This window comes from Streptomyces sp. DH41 (assembly GCF_029813785.1).
GTDB lineage: Bacteria > Actinomycetota > Actinomycetes > Streptomycetales > Streptomycetaceae > Streptomyces.
In genome coordinates this window covers 170,346-185,196 of sequence record NZ_JARVKY010000008.1, presented here as the reverse complement: position 1 = coordinate 185,196, position 14,851 = coordinate 170,346, and the positions used below count along the sequence as shown (strand labels likewise).

17 protein-coding genes are annotated in these 14,851 nt (G+C 70.5%); 9 read left to right on the top strand and 8 right to left on the bottom strand.

Annotation, left to right across the window (positions count from 1 at the left end; genetic code table 11):
* Positions 1-31: 31 nt before the first annotated feature.
* From QC283_RS15995 to QC283_RS15980, 4 genes are read right to left on the bottom strand one after another with little or no spacing between them, the layout of a single operon-like run.
* Complete coding sequence (locus tag QC283_RS15995) at positions 32-829, bottom strand: acyl-CoA thioesterase (protein WP_279562170.1); 798 nt, start codon at positions 827-829, stop codon at positions 32-34.
* 10 nt (positions 830-839) lie between these two features.
* Positions 840-1,628: an acyl-CoA dehydrogenase family protein gene (locus QC283_RS15990; RefSeq protein ID WP_279562169.1), complete on the bottom strand. Its 789-nt coding sequence runs from the start codon at positions 1,626-1,628 to the stop codon at positions 840-842.
* Between the two features lie 6 nt (positions 1,629-1,634).
* On the bottom strand, positions 1,635-2,729 hold the full coding sequence (locus QC283_RS15985) for an acyl-CoA dehydrogenase family protein (protein WP_279562168.1): 1,095 nt from the start codon (positions 2,727-2,729) through the stop codon (positions 1,635-1,637).
* A complete protein-coding gene (locus tag QC283_RS15980) occupies positions 2,726-3,142 on the bottom strand; it encodes a nuclear transport factor 2 family protein (protein WP_279562167.1) in 417 nt (138 codons plus the stop codon). Before QC283_RS15980 ends, QC283_RS15985 begins: the two co-directional genes overlap by 4 nt.
* 107 nt (positions 3,143-3,249) lie before the next feature.
* On the opposite strand from QC283_RS15980, the gene QC283_RS15975 reads away from it, so the two are divergent.
* The 6 genes from QC283_RS15975 to QC283_RS15950 are packed head-to-tail and all read left to right on the top strand — an operon-like array spanning position 3,250 to position 8,801.
* Positions 3,250-5,358 (top strand): branched-chain amino acid ABC transporter permease, encoded by a 2,109-nt coding sequence (locus tag QC283_RS15975; protein ID WP_279562166.1) that lies wholly within the window; start codon positions 3,250-3,252, stop codon positions 5,356-5,358.
* A complete protein-coding gene (locus QC283_RS15970; RefSeq protein WP_279562165.1) occupies positions 5,339-6,049 on the top strand; it encodes an ABC transporter ATP-binding protein in 711 nt (236 codons plus the stop codon). The genes QC283_RS15975 and QC283_RS15970 overlap by 20 nt, the downstream gene beginning before the upstream one ends.
* Positions 6,050-6,051: 2 nt before the next feature.
* On the top strand, positions 6,052-6,771 hold the full coding sequence (locus QC283_RS15965; protein WP_279562164.1) for an ABC transporter ATP-binding protein: 720 nt from the start codon (positions 6,052-6,054) through the stop codon (positions 6,769-6,771).
* A complete protein-coding gene (locus tag QC283_RS15960) occupies positions 6,768-7,187 on the top strand; it encodes a hypothetical protein (RefSeq protein WP_279562163.1) in 420 nt (139 codons plus the stop codon). The genes QC283_RS15965 and QC283_RS15960 overlap by 4 nt, the downstream gene beginning before the upstream one ends.
* Positions 7,153-7,470 (top strand): hypothetical protein, encoded by a 318-nt coding sequence (locus QC283_RS15955; protein WP_279562162.1) that lies wholly within the window; start codon positions 7,153-7,155, stop codon positions 7,468-7,470. The genes QC283_RS15960 and QC283_RS15955 overlap by 35 nt, the downstream gene beginning before the upstream one ends.
* A gap of 29 nt (positions 7,471-7,499) precedes the next feature.
* Positions 7,500-8,801 (top strand): amidohydrolase family protein, encoded by a 1,302-nt coding sequence (locus QC283_RS15950; protein WP_191887587.1) that lies wholly within the window; start codon positions 7,500-7,502, stop codon positions 8,799-8,801.
* A 103-nt stretch (positions 8,802-8,904) separates the two neighbouring features.
* Here QC283_RS15950 and QC283_RS15945 read toward each other — a convergent pair whose 3' ends face one another.
* Positions 8,905-9,336: a MarR family winged helix-turn-helix transcriptional regulator gene (locus QC283_RS15945; protein ID WP_279562273.1), complete on the bottom strand. Its 432-nt coding sequence runs from the start codon at positions 9,334-9,336 to the stop codon at positions 8,905-8,907.
* 198 nt (positions 9,337-9,534) lie between these two features.
* On the opposite strand from QC283_RS15945, the gene QC283_RS15940 reads away from it, so the two are divergent.
* On the top strand, positions 9,535-10,986 hold the full coding sequence (locus QC283_RS15940) for an MFS transporter (RefSeq protein ID WP_279562161.1): 1,452 nt from the start codon (positions 9,535-9,537) through the stop codon (positions 10,984-10,986).
* Between the two features lie 64 nt (positions 10,987-11,050).
* Here the strand turns inward: QC283_RS15940 and QC283_RS15935 are convergent, their stop codons facing one another.
* Genes QC283_RS15935 through QC283_RS15925 form a run of 3 tightly spaced genes read right to left on the bottom strand, consistent with a single transcriptional unit; the run spans position 11,051 to position 12,877 of the window.
* On the bottom strand, positions 11,051-11,356 hold the full coding sequence (locus QC283_RS15935) for a DUF1330 domain-containing protein (protein WP_279562160.1): 306 nt from the start codon (positions 11,354-11,356) through the stop codon (positions 11,051-11,053).
* A gap of 22 nt (positions 11,357-11,378) precedes the next feature.
* Complete coding sequence (locus QC283_RS15930) at positions 11,379-11,570, bottom strand: ferredoxin (RefSeq protein WP_279562159.1); 192 nt, start codon at positions 11,568-11,570, stop codon at positions 11,379-11,381.
* Positions 11,567-12,877 (bottom strand): cytochrome P450, encoded by a 1,311-nt coding sequence (locus QC283_RS15925; protein WP_279562158.1) that lies wholly within the window; start codon positions 12,875-12,877, stop codon positions 11,567-11,569. Before QC283_RS15925 ends, QC283_RS15930 begins: the two co-directional genes overlap by 4 nt.
* A 213-nt stretch (positions 12,878-13,090) precedes the next feature.
* Between QC283_RS15925 and QC283_RS15920 the strand changes: the two genes are divergently transcribed.
* Positions 13,091-14,377, top strand: a complete 1,287-nt coding sequence (locus QC283_RS15920) for an aromatic ring-hydroxylating oxygenase subunit alpha (RefSeq protein WP_279562157.1) — start codon at positions 13,091-13,093, stop codon at positions 14,375-14,377.
* 19 nt (positions 14,378-14,396) lie between these two features.
* Complete coding sequence (locus QC283_RS15915) at positions 14,397-14,726, top strand: hypothetical protein (RefSeq protein ID WP_279562156.1); 330 nt, start codon at positions 14,397-14,399, stop codon at positions 14,724-14,726.
* The last annotated feature ends 125 nt before the right edge of the window (positions 14,727-14,851 follow it).

Sequence of the window (14,851 nt, the reverse complement as noted above, 5' to 3'; positions counted from 1 at the left end):
CCCCGAGGTCCGGGCACCCTCGCGGGCACGTTCAGACGAACCGCAACAGCGCCTCCTGGGCGAAGGAGGCGATCAGTGCTCCCTCCTCCGTCAGCACGTCCCCGCGTCCGAAACACCGCCCGTGTGCGGCCAGCGGACTGTGCTGGCGCAGTAGCAGCCACCGTCCCGTGTCGAACGGCCGGTGGAACCACACGGTGTGCGCCGTCACGGCCGAGACGAACGCCGTACCGGAGTCCGTCTGCGTCACGCCGGGCACCGGCCGCAGCGCGGTGCCGATCGGCGTGAGGTCGGTCGCGTACGCGAGGAGCGCGGGCGCGGCGACCCTCGGTGCTCCCGGGACACGGGTCCACAGCTCGTGGACGGGTGGTTCGGCCTTCTCGGTGTCGAGGTCGGTCGCCGCTCGTGACTCCCAGGGCAGCAGGGCGAGGTCCACCCGGCGTTCCGGGCCGGGGACTGCGGGGGGCGGGTCGGTCGTCTGGCGTTCCGGGCCCTCCTCCCACGCGTGGAGGGCGGCGTTCGCCACCGCGATCACCCCGTGCCGCTGCCGTGCGACGAGCCGCACGGTCGCGAACGTACGGCCCTGCTGCGGTACGTCGGTCTCGTAGCGCACCGGCTCGCCCGTACGGCCCTCGCGCAGGAACTGGGTGTGCAGGGACTTGAGCTCCTTGCCGGTCACGGACCGGGCCGCCGCGCGGGCGAACTGGGCCAGCAGTTGTCCGCCGAACAGCCGGCGGTACTCCAGCCGCTGTGAGGGGCCCTCGTAGGTGTGCTCGTCCACGGCCGTCAGATCGAGGCAGCCGAGCAGGTCGTGCCAGAGGTCGGCGGGCACCTGGCTCTCCTCACAGTTCGACGAGGCGCGGGGTGCGGCCCTCGCGCAGCAGCAGGGTCCCCGCCTCGCGCGTGAGGTCGCGGGCGGAGCCCAGCAGCCCGTCCAGGACCAGGGCGCGTTTGACGTGGAGGTGCAGCTCGTGTTCGGCGGTGAAGCCGATTCCGCCGAGCGCCTGCTGGCAGTGGCGGGCGGCAGTGAGCGCGGCCCGGCCTGCCGCCGCCTTGGCGAGGAGGGCGGACGTGTCGTCGTCCCCGGCGGCCGTCAGGACCGCCTCGGCGCCCTCCAGGGCGACGTGTGTCTCGGCCAGACGGTGACGCAGCGCCTGGAACGAGGCGAGCGGGCGTCCGAACTGGTGCCGGTCCAGGACGTGGCGGCGGGCCAGCGCGAGCATCGTCCGCCCGGTCCCGAGCAGCCACCAGCCCAGCGCCCGGCGCCCGCCGGCCAGGGGAACGGGACCGCCCTCGGCGACGCGCCGCAGCGGCAGCCCGGGGTCCAGCGCGGTGTCGCCCGCGTCACCGTCCCGTACCCACTCCACCCACAGCCCGCCCGTGTACGGCAGCGCCGGTGTCCGGCCCGGCGGACCTCCCGTCTCACGCAGGACCACGTCGTTGAGGACGGAGGCGTGCGCACCGGTCTCGCCGAGCAGGCGGAAGACCAGGGCGACCGCCGTGTCCGGTTCCTCGGCGAGCATCTGGGTCCAGCCGAGGTCGGCGAGGGCGGTGTCGAGGCCGGTGCCCGAGGTGCCCGTCATCGTCTTGCGCAAGGTCTGCTCCAGCAGTTCGCGTTCGTCGGCGTCCACGAGCGGTCACTCCTTTCCGAGGCCCAGCAGGCGGCGGGCGACGATGTTGCGCTGGATCTCCGCGGTGCCGCCGTAGATGGTGGCTGCACGCGAGTAGAGGTACTCGGTGCGCCAGGTTCCCGCGTCCGTCAGCTCGACGGTGCCGGGCAGCAGGTCGCGCGCGGTGTCGAAGAGCCGCTGCTCGGCGGTGGCCAGGAGGATCTTGTCCACGGACGTCTCCGGCCCCAGCCTCCCCTCCTCGGCCAGTGCCCGCTGGGTGTGCGCCGAGCGGCAGCGTGCCGTGTGCAGGTCGAGCCAGACGGTGCCGAGGGAGTCGGCGTCCGGTTCGCAGCCGTCCGTCAGCAGCCGGTCCAGACGGCTGTGCAGATGAGCGATCCGGTGCCAGAAGCAGGTGGAGCGCTCGTGCGGCAGGAGGTCCATGGCCAGCTTCCAGCCGTCACCCGGCACGCCGAGCAGACGGTCGCCCGGGACGCGGACGTCGTCGAGGAAGACCTCGGCGAACTCGTCGACGCCGTGCATGGTGCGCAGCGGGCGGACGGTGATGCCGGGGGAGTCCATGTCGATGAGGAAGGCGCTGATGCCGTCGTGGCCTGGTCCGCCGGTGCGGGCCAGCAGGACGCAGCGGGCGGCGTACTGGGCGAGGCTCGTCCACACCTTCTGCCCGGACACCACCCAGCCGTCCGCGTCGCGCGTGGCCCGGGTGCTCAGCGAGGCCAGGTCGCTGCCCGAGCCCGGCTCGGAGAAGCCCTGGCACCACTGCTCCCGGCCGCTCAGCAGCCGGGGCACCATGTCGGCGGCCAGCGCCGGCGGCGCGTAGTCGATCAACGTGGGTACCAGGACCTCGACCATCGACCAGATGCCGGGTTCGGCCAGGTCGCGCGAGGCGATCTCCTCGCCGAGCACCGCCCGCAGGACACCGGGGCCGCCCAGCCCGCCGACCTCGCGGGGCCAGCCGTGGCGCATCCACCCCGCCTCCCACAGCGCCCGGCGGACCCGGGCGAGCTGGGCCACCTGGGCGTCGAGGCCGTGATCGTCGCCGGGGGCCAGATCGTGGCCGTCGAGCCAGGCCCGCAACTCCCGCCTGAAATCGGCGGTGTTCATGAGCGCGTGCGCTCGAAGGCGTGCGGGCGGCCCGAGTCGTGGTCGCCGCTGCGCCGGATGAAGGTCATGGCACGGGTGCGCAACCGCCACCCCTCGGCCGTCCGCACATACGTGTCGTTGTAGTAGCCGATGCGCAGGGCGTGCTCCGAGTGCTCGACGAAGCACAGCGGCTGGGTGCCGGTGGCCGTGTCGCCGTCCAGCTCGATCGCCGGGGTCCCCACGAGGAACAGCCCCTTGGGGGCCGCGGCGATCAACGCGGGGAACTCGTCGAGCGGATAGGTGTCGCCGAACGCGCTGTAACTGCCGCCCGCGGTGAACACGCCGAGCACCCTGTCCACGTCACCGCGGGTCATGGCGACCGCGTAGCGGGCGAGGAGTTGTTCGATCTCCACCAGGTCGTCGGTAGGGCTCACGGGGCCGCCTCTCTCGTCGTCCGCTCGGAATGAGAATGGGATTCTCGCTGATGAGTATCATGTACGGATGGTTGATTCTCCAATAGGGAGAAGCTAGTTTCCAAGCCATGGATCAATTCCTGGCCTTCACGGTGGTGGGCCTGAGCACCGCCGTGATCTACGCCGTGATCGGCAGCGGCCTGGTACTCACCCACACCACGGCGGGCGTCTTCAACTTCGCCCACGGCGCGGCCGGCATGCTCGCGGCCTTCTCCTACTGGCAGCTCGCCGTCGGCTGGGGATGGCCGGTGCCGCTCGCCCTCGCCACCGTGCTGCTCGTCCTCGCGCCGGCCTTCGGCCTCTTCGTCGAGCGGGTGCTGATGCGCCCGGTCCAGGCCCTCGGAGAGGCCGAACGCCTCGTCATGACGGTGGCCCTGCTCACCGGATGCATCGCGCTGGCCCGCTGGGTCTGGGACCCCAACACCGCCCGGCCTCTCGCCCCGTTCTTCGCCGACCGGTCCGCCATCCGGCTCGGCCCCGCCTCCATGACCTGGCACCAGGCCGTCACCATGGCCGTCGCGGTCGCCGTGGCCGCGGCACTGTGGTTCCTGCTGCACCGCACCCGGGCCGGCACGGAGATGCGCGCCTCGGTCGACGACCGCGCCCTGGCCGGCCTGACCGGCGCCGACCCGCTGCGGGCCGGCCGCCTCGCCTGGATACTCGGCATCCAGCTCGCCGCCGTCGGCGGAATCCTCATCGCGCCCACCGTCGCCCTCGACGCCCAGCAGCTCTCCCTGCTGATCGTCAGCGCCTACACCGCCGCCGTCTTCGGCAGGCTGCGCAGCCTGCCGCTCACCTTCCTCGGCGCGGTCGTGGTCGGCCTGCTGGAGGCCTACCTCGCCGGCTACCTGCCGCGGAACGACTTCCTGCCCGGCCTGCGCCTGGCCGCCCCCGCCCTGCTCCTCCTCCTGGCGCTGCTCGCCTTCCCGCACCGCCGGCTGCGCGGCCGCGACCGCCGACTGGTCCGCGTACCGCTGCCCACCGCACGCGGCAGCCTCGTCTTCGCGGGCAGCGTCGTGCTCCTCGCGGTCGTCCTGGTCACCGTCCTGACCGAGGACGCGATCATCTCCTACGGCACGGTCTTCTCCCTCGGCGTCATCGCCCTGTCCTTTGTGCCGCTGGCCGGCTTCACGGGACAGATCTCGCTGTGCCAGCTGTCCATCGCGGGCATCGGCGCGGTGGTGTGGGGCCACCTCGGCGCGCACGGCGAGCTGTGGGCGCTGCCCGTCGCCGTGCTGATCGCGGCAGGCGTGGGAGCACTCGTCGCCCTTCCCGCGCTGCGTCTTTCCGGCGTCTATCTGGCGCTCGGCACCGCCGCCTTCGCCGTCATCCTCGACCGCTGGGTCTTCACCCTCCCCGCCTTCGACGTGTTCGGCGTGCGCATCGCCCTGTTCGACCAGGGCTCCGTGCCGGTCACCGGCCCCGACCTGTTCGGCTGGCACCTCACCTCGCCCACCCAACTGCTGCTGCTGGCCGCCGTCCTCCTCGCGCTCGCCTCGCTCGCCGTGGCCGCGCTGCGCCGAGGCCGCTTCGGCCGTCGGCTGATCGCCCTGCGCGACAGCGAGGCCGCCTTCGCCACCCTCGGCGGGCGCCTGCTCGGCGCCAAGGTCGCCGTCTTCGCCCTGTCGGCCGGGCTCGCCGGCCTCGGCGGGGCCCTCTACGGCATGCAGTTGCAGACCGTCACCGCCGAGCAGTTCAACCTCGTCGCCGGCCTGCCGGTCTTCCTCATCGCTGTCATCGGAGGGCTCGGAGCCGTGGGAACGGGCCTGTTCGCCGGGCTCGCCTTCGTCGTCCCCACGCAACTGTTCGCGGAACTCGGCAGCTGGGCACACGACCTCTCGACGCTGCTCATCGCACTCGCCGGGATGGGCCTCGCGCACAGTCCGGCCGGAGTGGTCCCGCGGATGCACGCCAAGTGGGCGAAACTCGCCCGCGACCGGACTCTGTTCCCCGTACTGCTCGGTGTGCTCGCCCTGTGCTGGCTGCTCGCCGCCACCGACTCGGTGAGCGGCGGCCTGGTCCTCGTGGCGGCCCTCGTGGCAGCTCTGTCGCTCAACGCCCGCGCGTCCGCGCGGCGACAACCGGCCCCGGACATCCCCGTGGAGTGGTGGGGCCTGCGCCGACCGTGGAAGCCCGAGGACGGGGAGGTGCTGAGCCGTGCCACTGCTGCGAGCTGAGGAGGTGAGCGTCTCCTTCGGAGGGCGCCGCGCCCTGGACACGGTGACCGTGGCCGCGGAAGCGGGCCGCGTCACCGGGCTCATCGGACCCAACGGAGCCGGGAAGAGCACCCTGTTCGACGTCATCTCCGGACTGCGCCGGCCGCTCACCGGCCGGGTCCTGCTCGACGGACACGACATCACCCGGGAGGGCCCGGCCCGCCGAGCCCGACGCGGACTCTCCCGCACCTTCCAGCACCTGGAGCTGTTCGGACGCCTCACCGTCCGCGACAACCTGCTCGTCGCCGCCGAACTCGGCCCCGGCCGACGCCAGGCGGCCCGTACGGCGGACCGGGTACTGGACCGCCTGGGACTGACGGACCAGGCCGACGCGCCCGCAGACGCCCTGCCCACCGGCGTGGCCCGGCTCGTCGAGGTCGCCCGCGCGCTTGTCCTGGAACCGAAGGTCCTGCTCCTCGACGAACCCGCCGCGGGCCAGGATACCGAGGAGACCGGCCGCTTCGCCGATCTGCTCCGCTCCCTCGCCGCGGAGGGCACCGCCGTACTCCTCGTCGAACACGACATGAGCCTGGTGATGACCGTCTGCGACGAGGTCCACGTCCTCGACCTCGGCACCGTCGTCGCCAGCGGCCCGCCCGCGCGGATCCGGCACGACAAAACGGTACTCGCGGCCTACCTGGGGGAGGAATGACCATGGGCGCCGTCGGGGGGCCGCTCCTCGAACTGAGCGGTGTGCGCGCCGCGTACGACGGCATCACCGTCCTGCACGGCGTGGACCTCACGGTCGACGCCGGCCAGGTCGTGGCGCTGCTCGGCCCCAACGGGGCGGGCAAGACCACCACCCTGAACGTGGCCTCCGGAGTCCACCCGCCCAGCGGCGGCCGGCTGCTCCTCGGCGGCCGAGACGTCTCCGGGGCCCGCGCCGGGGACCTCGCCCGCGCCGGCGTCTGCCTCATCCCCGAGGGGCGCGGAGTCTTCCCCAATCTCTCGGTGCGGGACAACCTCTGGATGATGACCTTCACGGGCCGCGCCCGGGAAGAGATCGAGGACGCCGCCTACGCCCGCTTCCCCGTCCTCGGCGACCGCCGCACCCAGGCGGCTGGCACTCTGTCCGGCGGCGAGCAGCAGATGCTCGCCCTCGCCCGCGGACTCACCACCGACCCCGCCGTGCTCCTGCTCGATGAACTCTCCATGGGCCTGGCCCCGCTGGTCGTGGCGGACCTGTACGAACGGGTCGCGGACATCGCCCGGGAGGGTGTCGCGGTCCTGATCGTCGAACAGTTCGCCGCCGCCGTACTGAAGATCGCCGACCACGCCGCCGTCCTGGCCCGCGGCCGGATCCCGTGGCAGGGACCTCCCGACAGGTCCCTGCACGCCGAACTCTCCTCCTACTACCTGGGGAGCGCCCCATGACGTCCAGCCCCGCACCGCGACCACGCGCGGAACGGTTCGCCCGCGAACTCGCCGAGCTGAAGATCCCGGACCCCGCCACCGCGCGCGCCGCCCTGTGGCTCCGCCTCGGCGGTCTGCTGATGGCCGTGGGGCTCGTGCTCGGCGCGGTCGCCTTCCCTCTCGCCCACGGCACGGACAACTCGCTCGCCCAGGGCGACGCCCTCGCCGTCGGCCTCGGCGGGATCGCCGCCGCGGTGGTGGGCGCGGCCCTCTTCCTGCGCTACTCGCTCACCGGTTTCCTGCGTTTCTGGCTGGCTCGCCAGTCCTACGACCTGGATCTGCTGGGGGAGCGGCTCACCACGACACTCCCGACCCACCCTCTCCCGGAAGGAGATCCACACCATGGCGTCCCCCGCACCGACCCCGCGCCCCGGTGACCAGCTCGCCTCGGCCACCGGCACCACACGGGTGATCGTCATCCGGGTTCCGCAGCAGGCCGCCGGCCCCATCGAGTGCGGCGGCAGCCCGATGGTCCCCGCCGATCAGGCACCCGCCCCGGCCCCGGCCGGGGAGGCCACGGGCACCTTGATCGGCAAACGGTACGTGGACCCGGCCGACACCCTCGAACTCCTCTGTACCGCGTCGGGCCCCGGCCACCTCGCCTACGCAGGGGAACCGCTGACCATCAAAGCGCCCAAGGCGCTGCCCGCCTCCGACTGAACCGAGACCGAGCCCCGAGGAGGGTCCTCATGGACCGCGACGACATGATCCTGATCAGCGTCGACGACCACATCATCGAGCCGCCCGACATCTTCGCCAACCACCTGCCGGCCCGCTACAAGAAGGACGCCCCGCGCCTGGTCCACCGAGACGACGGCACCGACGTCTGGCAGTTCCGGGACAACTCCGTCGGCAACGTCGCGCTCAACGCGGTCGCCGGGCGTCCCAAGGAGGAGTACGGCATGGAGCCGCAGGGCCTGGCCGAGATCAGGCCCGGCTGCTACGACGTCGACGAGCGGGTCGCCGACATGAACGCAGGCGGCGTCCTGGCCCAGATGAACTTCCCCTCCTTCCCCGGCTTCTCCGCCCGGATGTTCGCCACCGAGGATTCCGACTTCTCCCTCGCCCTGGTGCGCGCCTACAACGACTGGCACATCGACGAGTGGTGCGGCGCCCACCCCGGACGGTTCATCCCCATGGCGCTGCCGGCGATCTGGGACGCCGAGCTGTGCGCCCAGGAGATCCGGAGGGTCGCGGAGAAGGGCTGCCACGCGCTGACCTTCCCGGAGAACCCGGTCCCGCTCGGCTACCCGAGTTTCCACACCGAGTACTGGGACCCGGTGTGGCGGGCGCTGACCGACTGCGGCACGGTGATGAACCTGCACATCGGCTCCTCGGGGCGCCTCGCCATCACCGCTCCCGACGCCCCGCCGGACGTCATGATCACCCTCCAGCCGATCAACCTGGTCCAGGCGGCGGCCGACCTGATCTGGTCCCGCGTCCTGAAGGAGTACCCGAGCGTCAGGATCGCGCTGTCCGAGGGCGGCACCGGCTGGATCCCGTACTTCCTGGACCGGATCGACCGCACCTTCGAGATGCACGCCACCTGGACCCTCCAGGACTTCGGCGGCAAGCTGCCGTCGGAGGTGTTTCGCGAGCACTTCCTGACCTGCTTCATCTCCGACCCCGTCGGTGTGAAGCTCCGGCACGACATCGGCGTCGACAACATCTGCTGGGAGGCGGACTACCCGCACAGCGACTCCATGTGGCCCAACGCCCCGGAAGAGCTGCACGAGGTGCTCACGGCGAACAACGTGCCGGACGACGAGATCAACAAGATGACCCACGAGAACGCGATGCGCTGGTACTCCTTCGACCCGTTCGCGCACGTGCCGCGCGAGCAGGCCACGGTGGGTGCCCTGCGCAAGGCCGCCGAGGGACACGACGTGTCCGTCCAGCCCCGCAGCAAGCAGGCGGCCGTCGCTCCGCTGGAGAAGCTGGCCAACTACCGCAGGAAGGCGGAGGCGGCCCTGGCGGCGGCGCGCGACTGAGTTCCGAGCCGAACGGACCGGTCCGGTGCCCCGAGGGCGCCGGGCCGGTTTCGTGTGTGCTCGTAGCGGCGGGCCGTGCCGGCCCGGCGGCGCGCGGGGAGCCTCAGACCACCTTCTGCGGACGGGGCCAGGGCATCCCGTGCAGCCGCTCGATGTCGGAGTTGAACCGCTGGAGGTAGTCGGCGAACGCCGCGATGTCCTCCTCCGGCCAGTCGGCCATGATGCGGTTCAGACTGGCGACGACTCCCGTTCGTTCCTCGTCGAGGCGCCGTTCGCCCTCCTCGGTGATGCGGAACTTGCGGGCCATGCCTCCGTCGGGGTCGGGGATGCGCTCGACGAGGCCCGCGCGCATCGCTGCCGCGGTCTGCCGGTTGAGCGTGGAGACGTCCAGTCCGAAGGCGTCGCCGAGCTGCCCGATCGACATCGGACCCTCCACGCGGATGCGGCTGAGCAGAATGTAGGCGCTGCGGTCCAGGACACCACCGGTACGGCGGCCCTTGCCCTTGTGTAGGTGCATGTACCGGCCCAGCAGCATCTGCTCGAACTCGACTCGGTCCGTGGCCCCGCCTGCCGTGTCCACTGCCGTCTCCCTTCGTGCCGCGACTCCCGAGAGTTCGCTTCCCGTCCATCATATGCATCGCACATGCAATGTGGCGGATACACAAGATGTGTATGATGCATATTACACCCGATGCGAGGTGCCCCCGTTGACGTTTCTCAGAGGAGCTCCACCATGGACGGCCCTCAGCCGACCGCCCGCTCGAACGGCGTCGTCGCCACACTCGCCCTGGCGGGCACCGTCGCCGCGATCATGCAGACCTTGGTGACCCCGCTGATCGCGGATCTGCCACAGATACTGGACGCGACGCCCTCCAACGCGGCGTGGGTGATCACGGTCACGCTCCTCGTCGCGGGCGTGTGCGTCCCGGTCTCCGGGCGCCTCGGTGATCTGATCGGCAAGCGGCGGATGCTGCTGGTCTGTGCCGTGCCCCTGGTCATCGGCTCGGTGGTCTGCGCGCTCTCCTCGACCGTCGTGCCGATGATCGTCGGACGTGGTCTGCAGGGCATGGGCATGGGTATGGTGCCGCTGGGAATCGCCCTCCTGCGCGATGTCGTCCCGCAGGAGAAGCTGAGCGGCTCCATCGCCCTGGTCAGCGCCTCCATGGGGATCGGCGGTGCCCTCGGCCTGCCCATCGCCGCCGCCGTCGCGCAGTACGCCAACTGGCGTGTGCTGTTCTGGGGTTCGGCCGGGCTGGCCCTGCTGATCGGTGCGCTGATCTACTTCGTCGTCCCGGACGTGCCCGCCGCCGCCAAGGGCCAGCGTTTCGACGCCCCCGGAGCCATCGGTCTCGCCATCGGCCTGGTCTCCCTGCTCCTGGCGATCTCCAAGGGCGGCGACTGGGGCTGGACCTCGGGCACCACGCTGGGCCTGTTCGCCCTGGCGGTCGTGGCCCTGCTCGTCTGGGGCTTCTACGAGCTGCGTACCCGTGACCCGCTGGTCGACCTGCGCACCACCGCCCGCCCGCGCGTGCTGCTCACCAACGGTGCCTCCATCCTGATCGGCGTCGGGATGTACGCCTTCATGCTGATCGCGCCGCAGCTGCTCCAGTTCCCCGAGGCCACCGGCTACGGGCTGGGTGAGTCGATCCTGGCGACGGGTCTGTGGATGGCGCCCGGAGGCGTGATGATGATGATCGTCTCCCCGCTCGGCGGGAAGCTGATCAACGCGCGCGGTCCGAAGGTCGCTCTGGTCCTCGGAGCGCTGGTGATGGCCGCCGGCTACGGGCTCGCGCTCGTGCTGATGGGGTCCGCCTGGGGCCTGATGGTCGTCGGTATCGTCATCAACAGCGGTGTCGGCCTCGCCTACGGCGCGATGCCCGCCCTGATCATGAGTGCCGTCCCGGTCTCCGAGACGGCGGCGGCCAACGGCTTCAACACCCTCATGCGTTCGCTCGGCACGACGATCGGCTCGGCGGTGATCGGTGTGGTCCTGGCGCAGATGACCATCACGATGGGGGGCCAGACGCTCGCCTCCGAGGACGGCTTCCGCACGGGTCTGCTGATCGGCTGCGGTGTGGCGCTCGTGTCGGCCGCCGTCGCGGTCATGATCCCCGCCGTCCGCGGCGAGGGAGGCCGTGCCGGTGAGGAGCCGGCCTCTGCGGAGCAGTCTCCGGCTCGCGTCTGAGCCGGTACAGGGGCCGGTGCGCAGCGTCCGGCTGCGATCACCGGGCCCTGACGTGTACGGGGGGTCACTCGTGCCGCGGTGACAGGCCGGCGACGAGGACGGCGTTGGTGACGGCCGCGGCCTGGCGGAGCGGTATTGCCTCCTGGTAACCGGCCGACTCGTACCAGGCTCGTGCCGCTTCGACCGAGTCGAACTCGACGATGACCGTTCGGTCGCCGTGCCACTCGCCCTCCAGGACCTGGGGGCGGTGGTCGACGGCCCGGACTCGGGCGCCGGCACCGGTCATCGACGCTGCGGATGCCTTGCCGTAGGCGGCCATGCCCTCCTCGTCCCTGATGGCTTCGGTCATGATGAGGTACGCCTTGGGCATCGGATCTCCTTCGCCCGGGTCGTCAGCCCGTGGTCGTGATGGCGCGCTCGGGGCACAGGGCGGCGGCCCTGCGCACGGACTGCTCGTGCTCGGTGGGGACCTCGGACAGCAGGACCATGGAGTACCCGTCGTCGCTCAGGTCGAAGACCTCGGGACAGATGCCACAGCAAACCCCGTGCCCGCGGCAGCGGTCGTCGTCGACCGTGACCTTCATCGCGCCTCGCTCCCGGTGCTGTCGGCGGTCTTGACGGTGTCGAACTCGAGGTGCAGTTGGGTCAGTCCGCGCAGGATGAACGTCGGGACGTAGCTGTAGCGGCGGTTGCTGGCCGGCCCGTGCGCCCGCTCGGAGATCCTGATGTCCGTCGTGCGGTCCAGCAGGCGTTCGATCGCCACCCGCGCCTCGGCCCGGGCCAGCGGCGCGCCCGGACAGCTGTGGATGCCGCGACCGAAGGCGATGTGCCGCCGGGCGTTGGCCCGCTCGAGGTCGAAGATTTCGGGATCGGTGAACTGGCGCGGATCGCGGTTCGCGGCGCTGTTGACGAGCATCACCGTGGTGCCGGCCGGGAGATCGACCCCGCCCAGCGTCGTGGCTGTCCGCGCCAGTCGGAAGTCGCCTTTGACCGGGCTTTCCGTGCGCAGTGACTCCTCGATGAACGCGGGGACGCGCCGGCGTTCGGCCCGCAGCAGCCGTTGCAGCTCGGGACGCTCGGCGAGGGTCCGCAGCGCCGAGCCGAGCAGGCGGACGGTCGTCTCCTGGCCGGCCGCGAACAGGTTGGCGGCGACACGGACGACGTCGGCGACCTCGGGGATCGAGCCGTCGGGGAAGGTCGCGGTGGCCAGACCCGTCAGGACGTCCTCGCGTGGCTCGCGGCGGCGCTGCTCGATGTACGTCGCGAACCGCGCGTAGAGGAACTCCAAGGGTGACTGCTCCAGGACCTCTTCGCCGGTGCTGCCGATGCCGGCCCCGTGCGCCTCCGGGCGCTGGAGCCTGGCCCGGAACTCCGCGCGATCCTCCTCGGGCACGCCGAGCAGGTCGGCGATGACGAGCATGGTGAAGGGGCCCGCGAAGTCGCGGACGAGGTCCCCCTCACCCCGGGGCAGGTAGTCTTCCAGGACCCCGTCGGCGATGCGCCACATGGCGGCCTCGTTCTCCTTGAGGCGCTTGGGCGTGATCAGGCGCATCAGCAGGGCGCGATGGGCGGTGTGCACGGGCGGATCGAGGGTGGGCAGCTGGTCGCTCATGGGCAGCTCGTCGCGGTGCCGTGCGATCAGCTCACTGACGTCGTCCCCTTCCAGGGGGACTGGGAACCCGGGGAACGGGCCAGTGACCGACGTGCACGACGAGAACGTCTCGTGGTCGTTGTAGATCTGCACCGCCTCTTCATAGCCCGTCACCATGACCACGTCGTGGTGCGGTTCGCGCTGCAGCGGGCATCGCGCCCGCAGGTGCTCGAAGTAGGGGTAGGGATCCGTGACGAGCGCGTCGTCCCGGAAGAAGTCGATCGCGTCATGGTCCGTCATGGAGTGAGAACGCCTCCTTCGTCTTGCCCGTTGAACGGGGACGATAGCTTGCATATCTGCTACGGAGAAGGGAGTTATCGAGGAAACCCTCCTTCGAGTCGACCTCGCGTCCTTGACGGTTACGCAAAAAAGAGAATACCGTTCTCACAGATCGAGATCACAGTTACCGAGCGAGCTGTACGAGCGACGTCGTCAACTGGAGGACCCGACCCCATGGCGCATTTCAAGAAGCCCGAAGAGGGTAGTTGGACCGAGCATCTCAAGGTCGACACCGAGCCGGTCTCCTACGCGGACTCGACCTCGCCCGAGCACTACGAACTGGAGCGGGAGGCGATCTTCAAGCGCACCTGGCTCAACGTCGGACGCGTCGAGCAGCTCCCGCGCAAGGGCAGCTACTTCACCAAGGAGCTGGACGCCGCTCGGACCTCCGTCATCGTGGTGCGCGGCACCGACGGAGAGGTGCGCGCCTTCCACAACGTGTGCCGGCACCGCGGCAACAAGCTCGTCTGGAACGACTTCCCGCGGGAGGAGACCAGCGGCGTCTGCCGCCAGTTCACGTGCAAGTACCACGCCTGGCGCTACGACCTGGACGGCAAGCTCGCCTTCGTCCAGCAGGAGGGCGAGTTCTTCGATCTGGACAAGTCGGATTACGGTCTCAAGCAGGTCCGGGCCGAGGTGTGGGAAGGGTTCATCTTCGTCAACCTCGACACCGAGAACACCACGCCACTTCGGGAGTACCTGGGCGAGCTGGCCAAGGGCATCGAGGGGTACCCGTTCCACAAGCTGACCCAGGTGCACAAGTACCGCGCGGAGATCGGCAGCAACTGGAAGCTCTTCATCGACGCGTTCGCCGAGTTCTACCACGCGCCGATCCTGCACTCCGGCCAGTACACGCCCGACCAGGCCCGCCGGATCGCCAAGTACGGGTACGAAGGGCTCCACTACGACATCGACGGCCCGCACAGCATGGTGTCGTCCTGGGGCGGCATCGCCCCGCCGCACGACCGCGAGATGGTCAAGCCCATCGAGGCGGCGCTGCGCAGTGGTCTGTTCGGCCCGTGGGACGCGCCGGACATCGGAATGACCACCGAGGAGCTGCCGCCGGCCATCAACCCCACACGCGACCCGCGCTGGGGCATGGACTCCTTCGTCTTCTTCCCCAACTTCATGCTGCTCGTCTGGCGGCCGAACTGGGTGCTCACGTACCACTACTGGCCGACCTCGTACAACACCCACATCTTCGAGGGGACGTGCTACTTCGTCCCGCCCAAGAACGCCTTCGAGCGGCTCCAGCAGGAACTGGCCGCCGTGTCGTTCAAGGAGTACGGCCTCCAGGACGGCAACACGCTGGAAGCGACCCAGACCATGCTCGAGTCGGGCACGGTCGACCGTTTCCCGCTGAACGACCAGGAAGTACTCCTGCGGCACCTCCACCGCTCCGCCGAGGAGCACGTCCGCGAGCACCAGCGCCGAACGTCCGGCGCCCCGGCAGCGTCCTGACCCCGAGGAGGACCCCACCATGGCCAGTGCATTCCCCGAGGGCTTCGAGGCCCTGGACCCGTTCGTCGACTGGGCGATCCCGACGGAGAAGGCCCGCTACGCCAAGCGGATCTCCAGCACGATGGACGAGCTCGACGCGTTCTACGACGTCGCCTTCCCGCTCCTGAAGTCCGGCACCGCGTACCTGGAGAAGACCCCGATGGAGGGCGTCTCCGAGCCCGACAAACGCCTGCTGTGGCTGTTCTGCTCGCTGGTGACTGTCGCTTTCTCCGTGGAAGCGTGGCGCCAGCCCAGGGTGCCCGACTCAGGAGCCTCCAGCATCGACGCGGTCCTCGAGCCGACGGTCTGAAGCACCGACAGACTCCGAGTTGACCGTTCGCCCGGCTTCAACGACGAGCTCACACCTAAGCGTGTCACTTGCCACAGTGCAGAATGCTATTCTCGCAGTTTGCAATCAGCCTTCTCAAGGTGTAT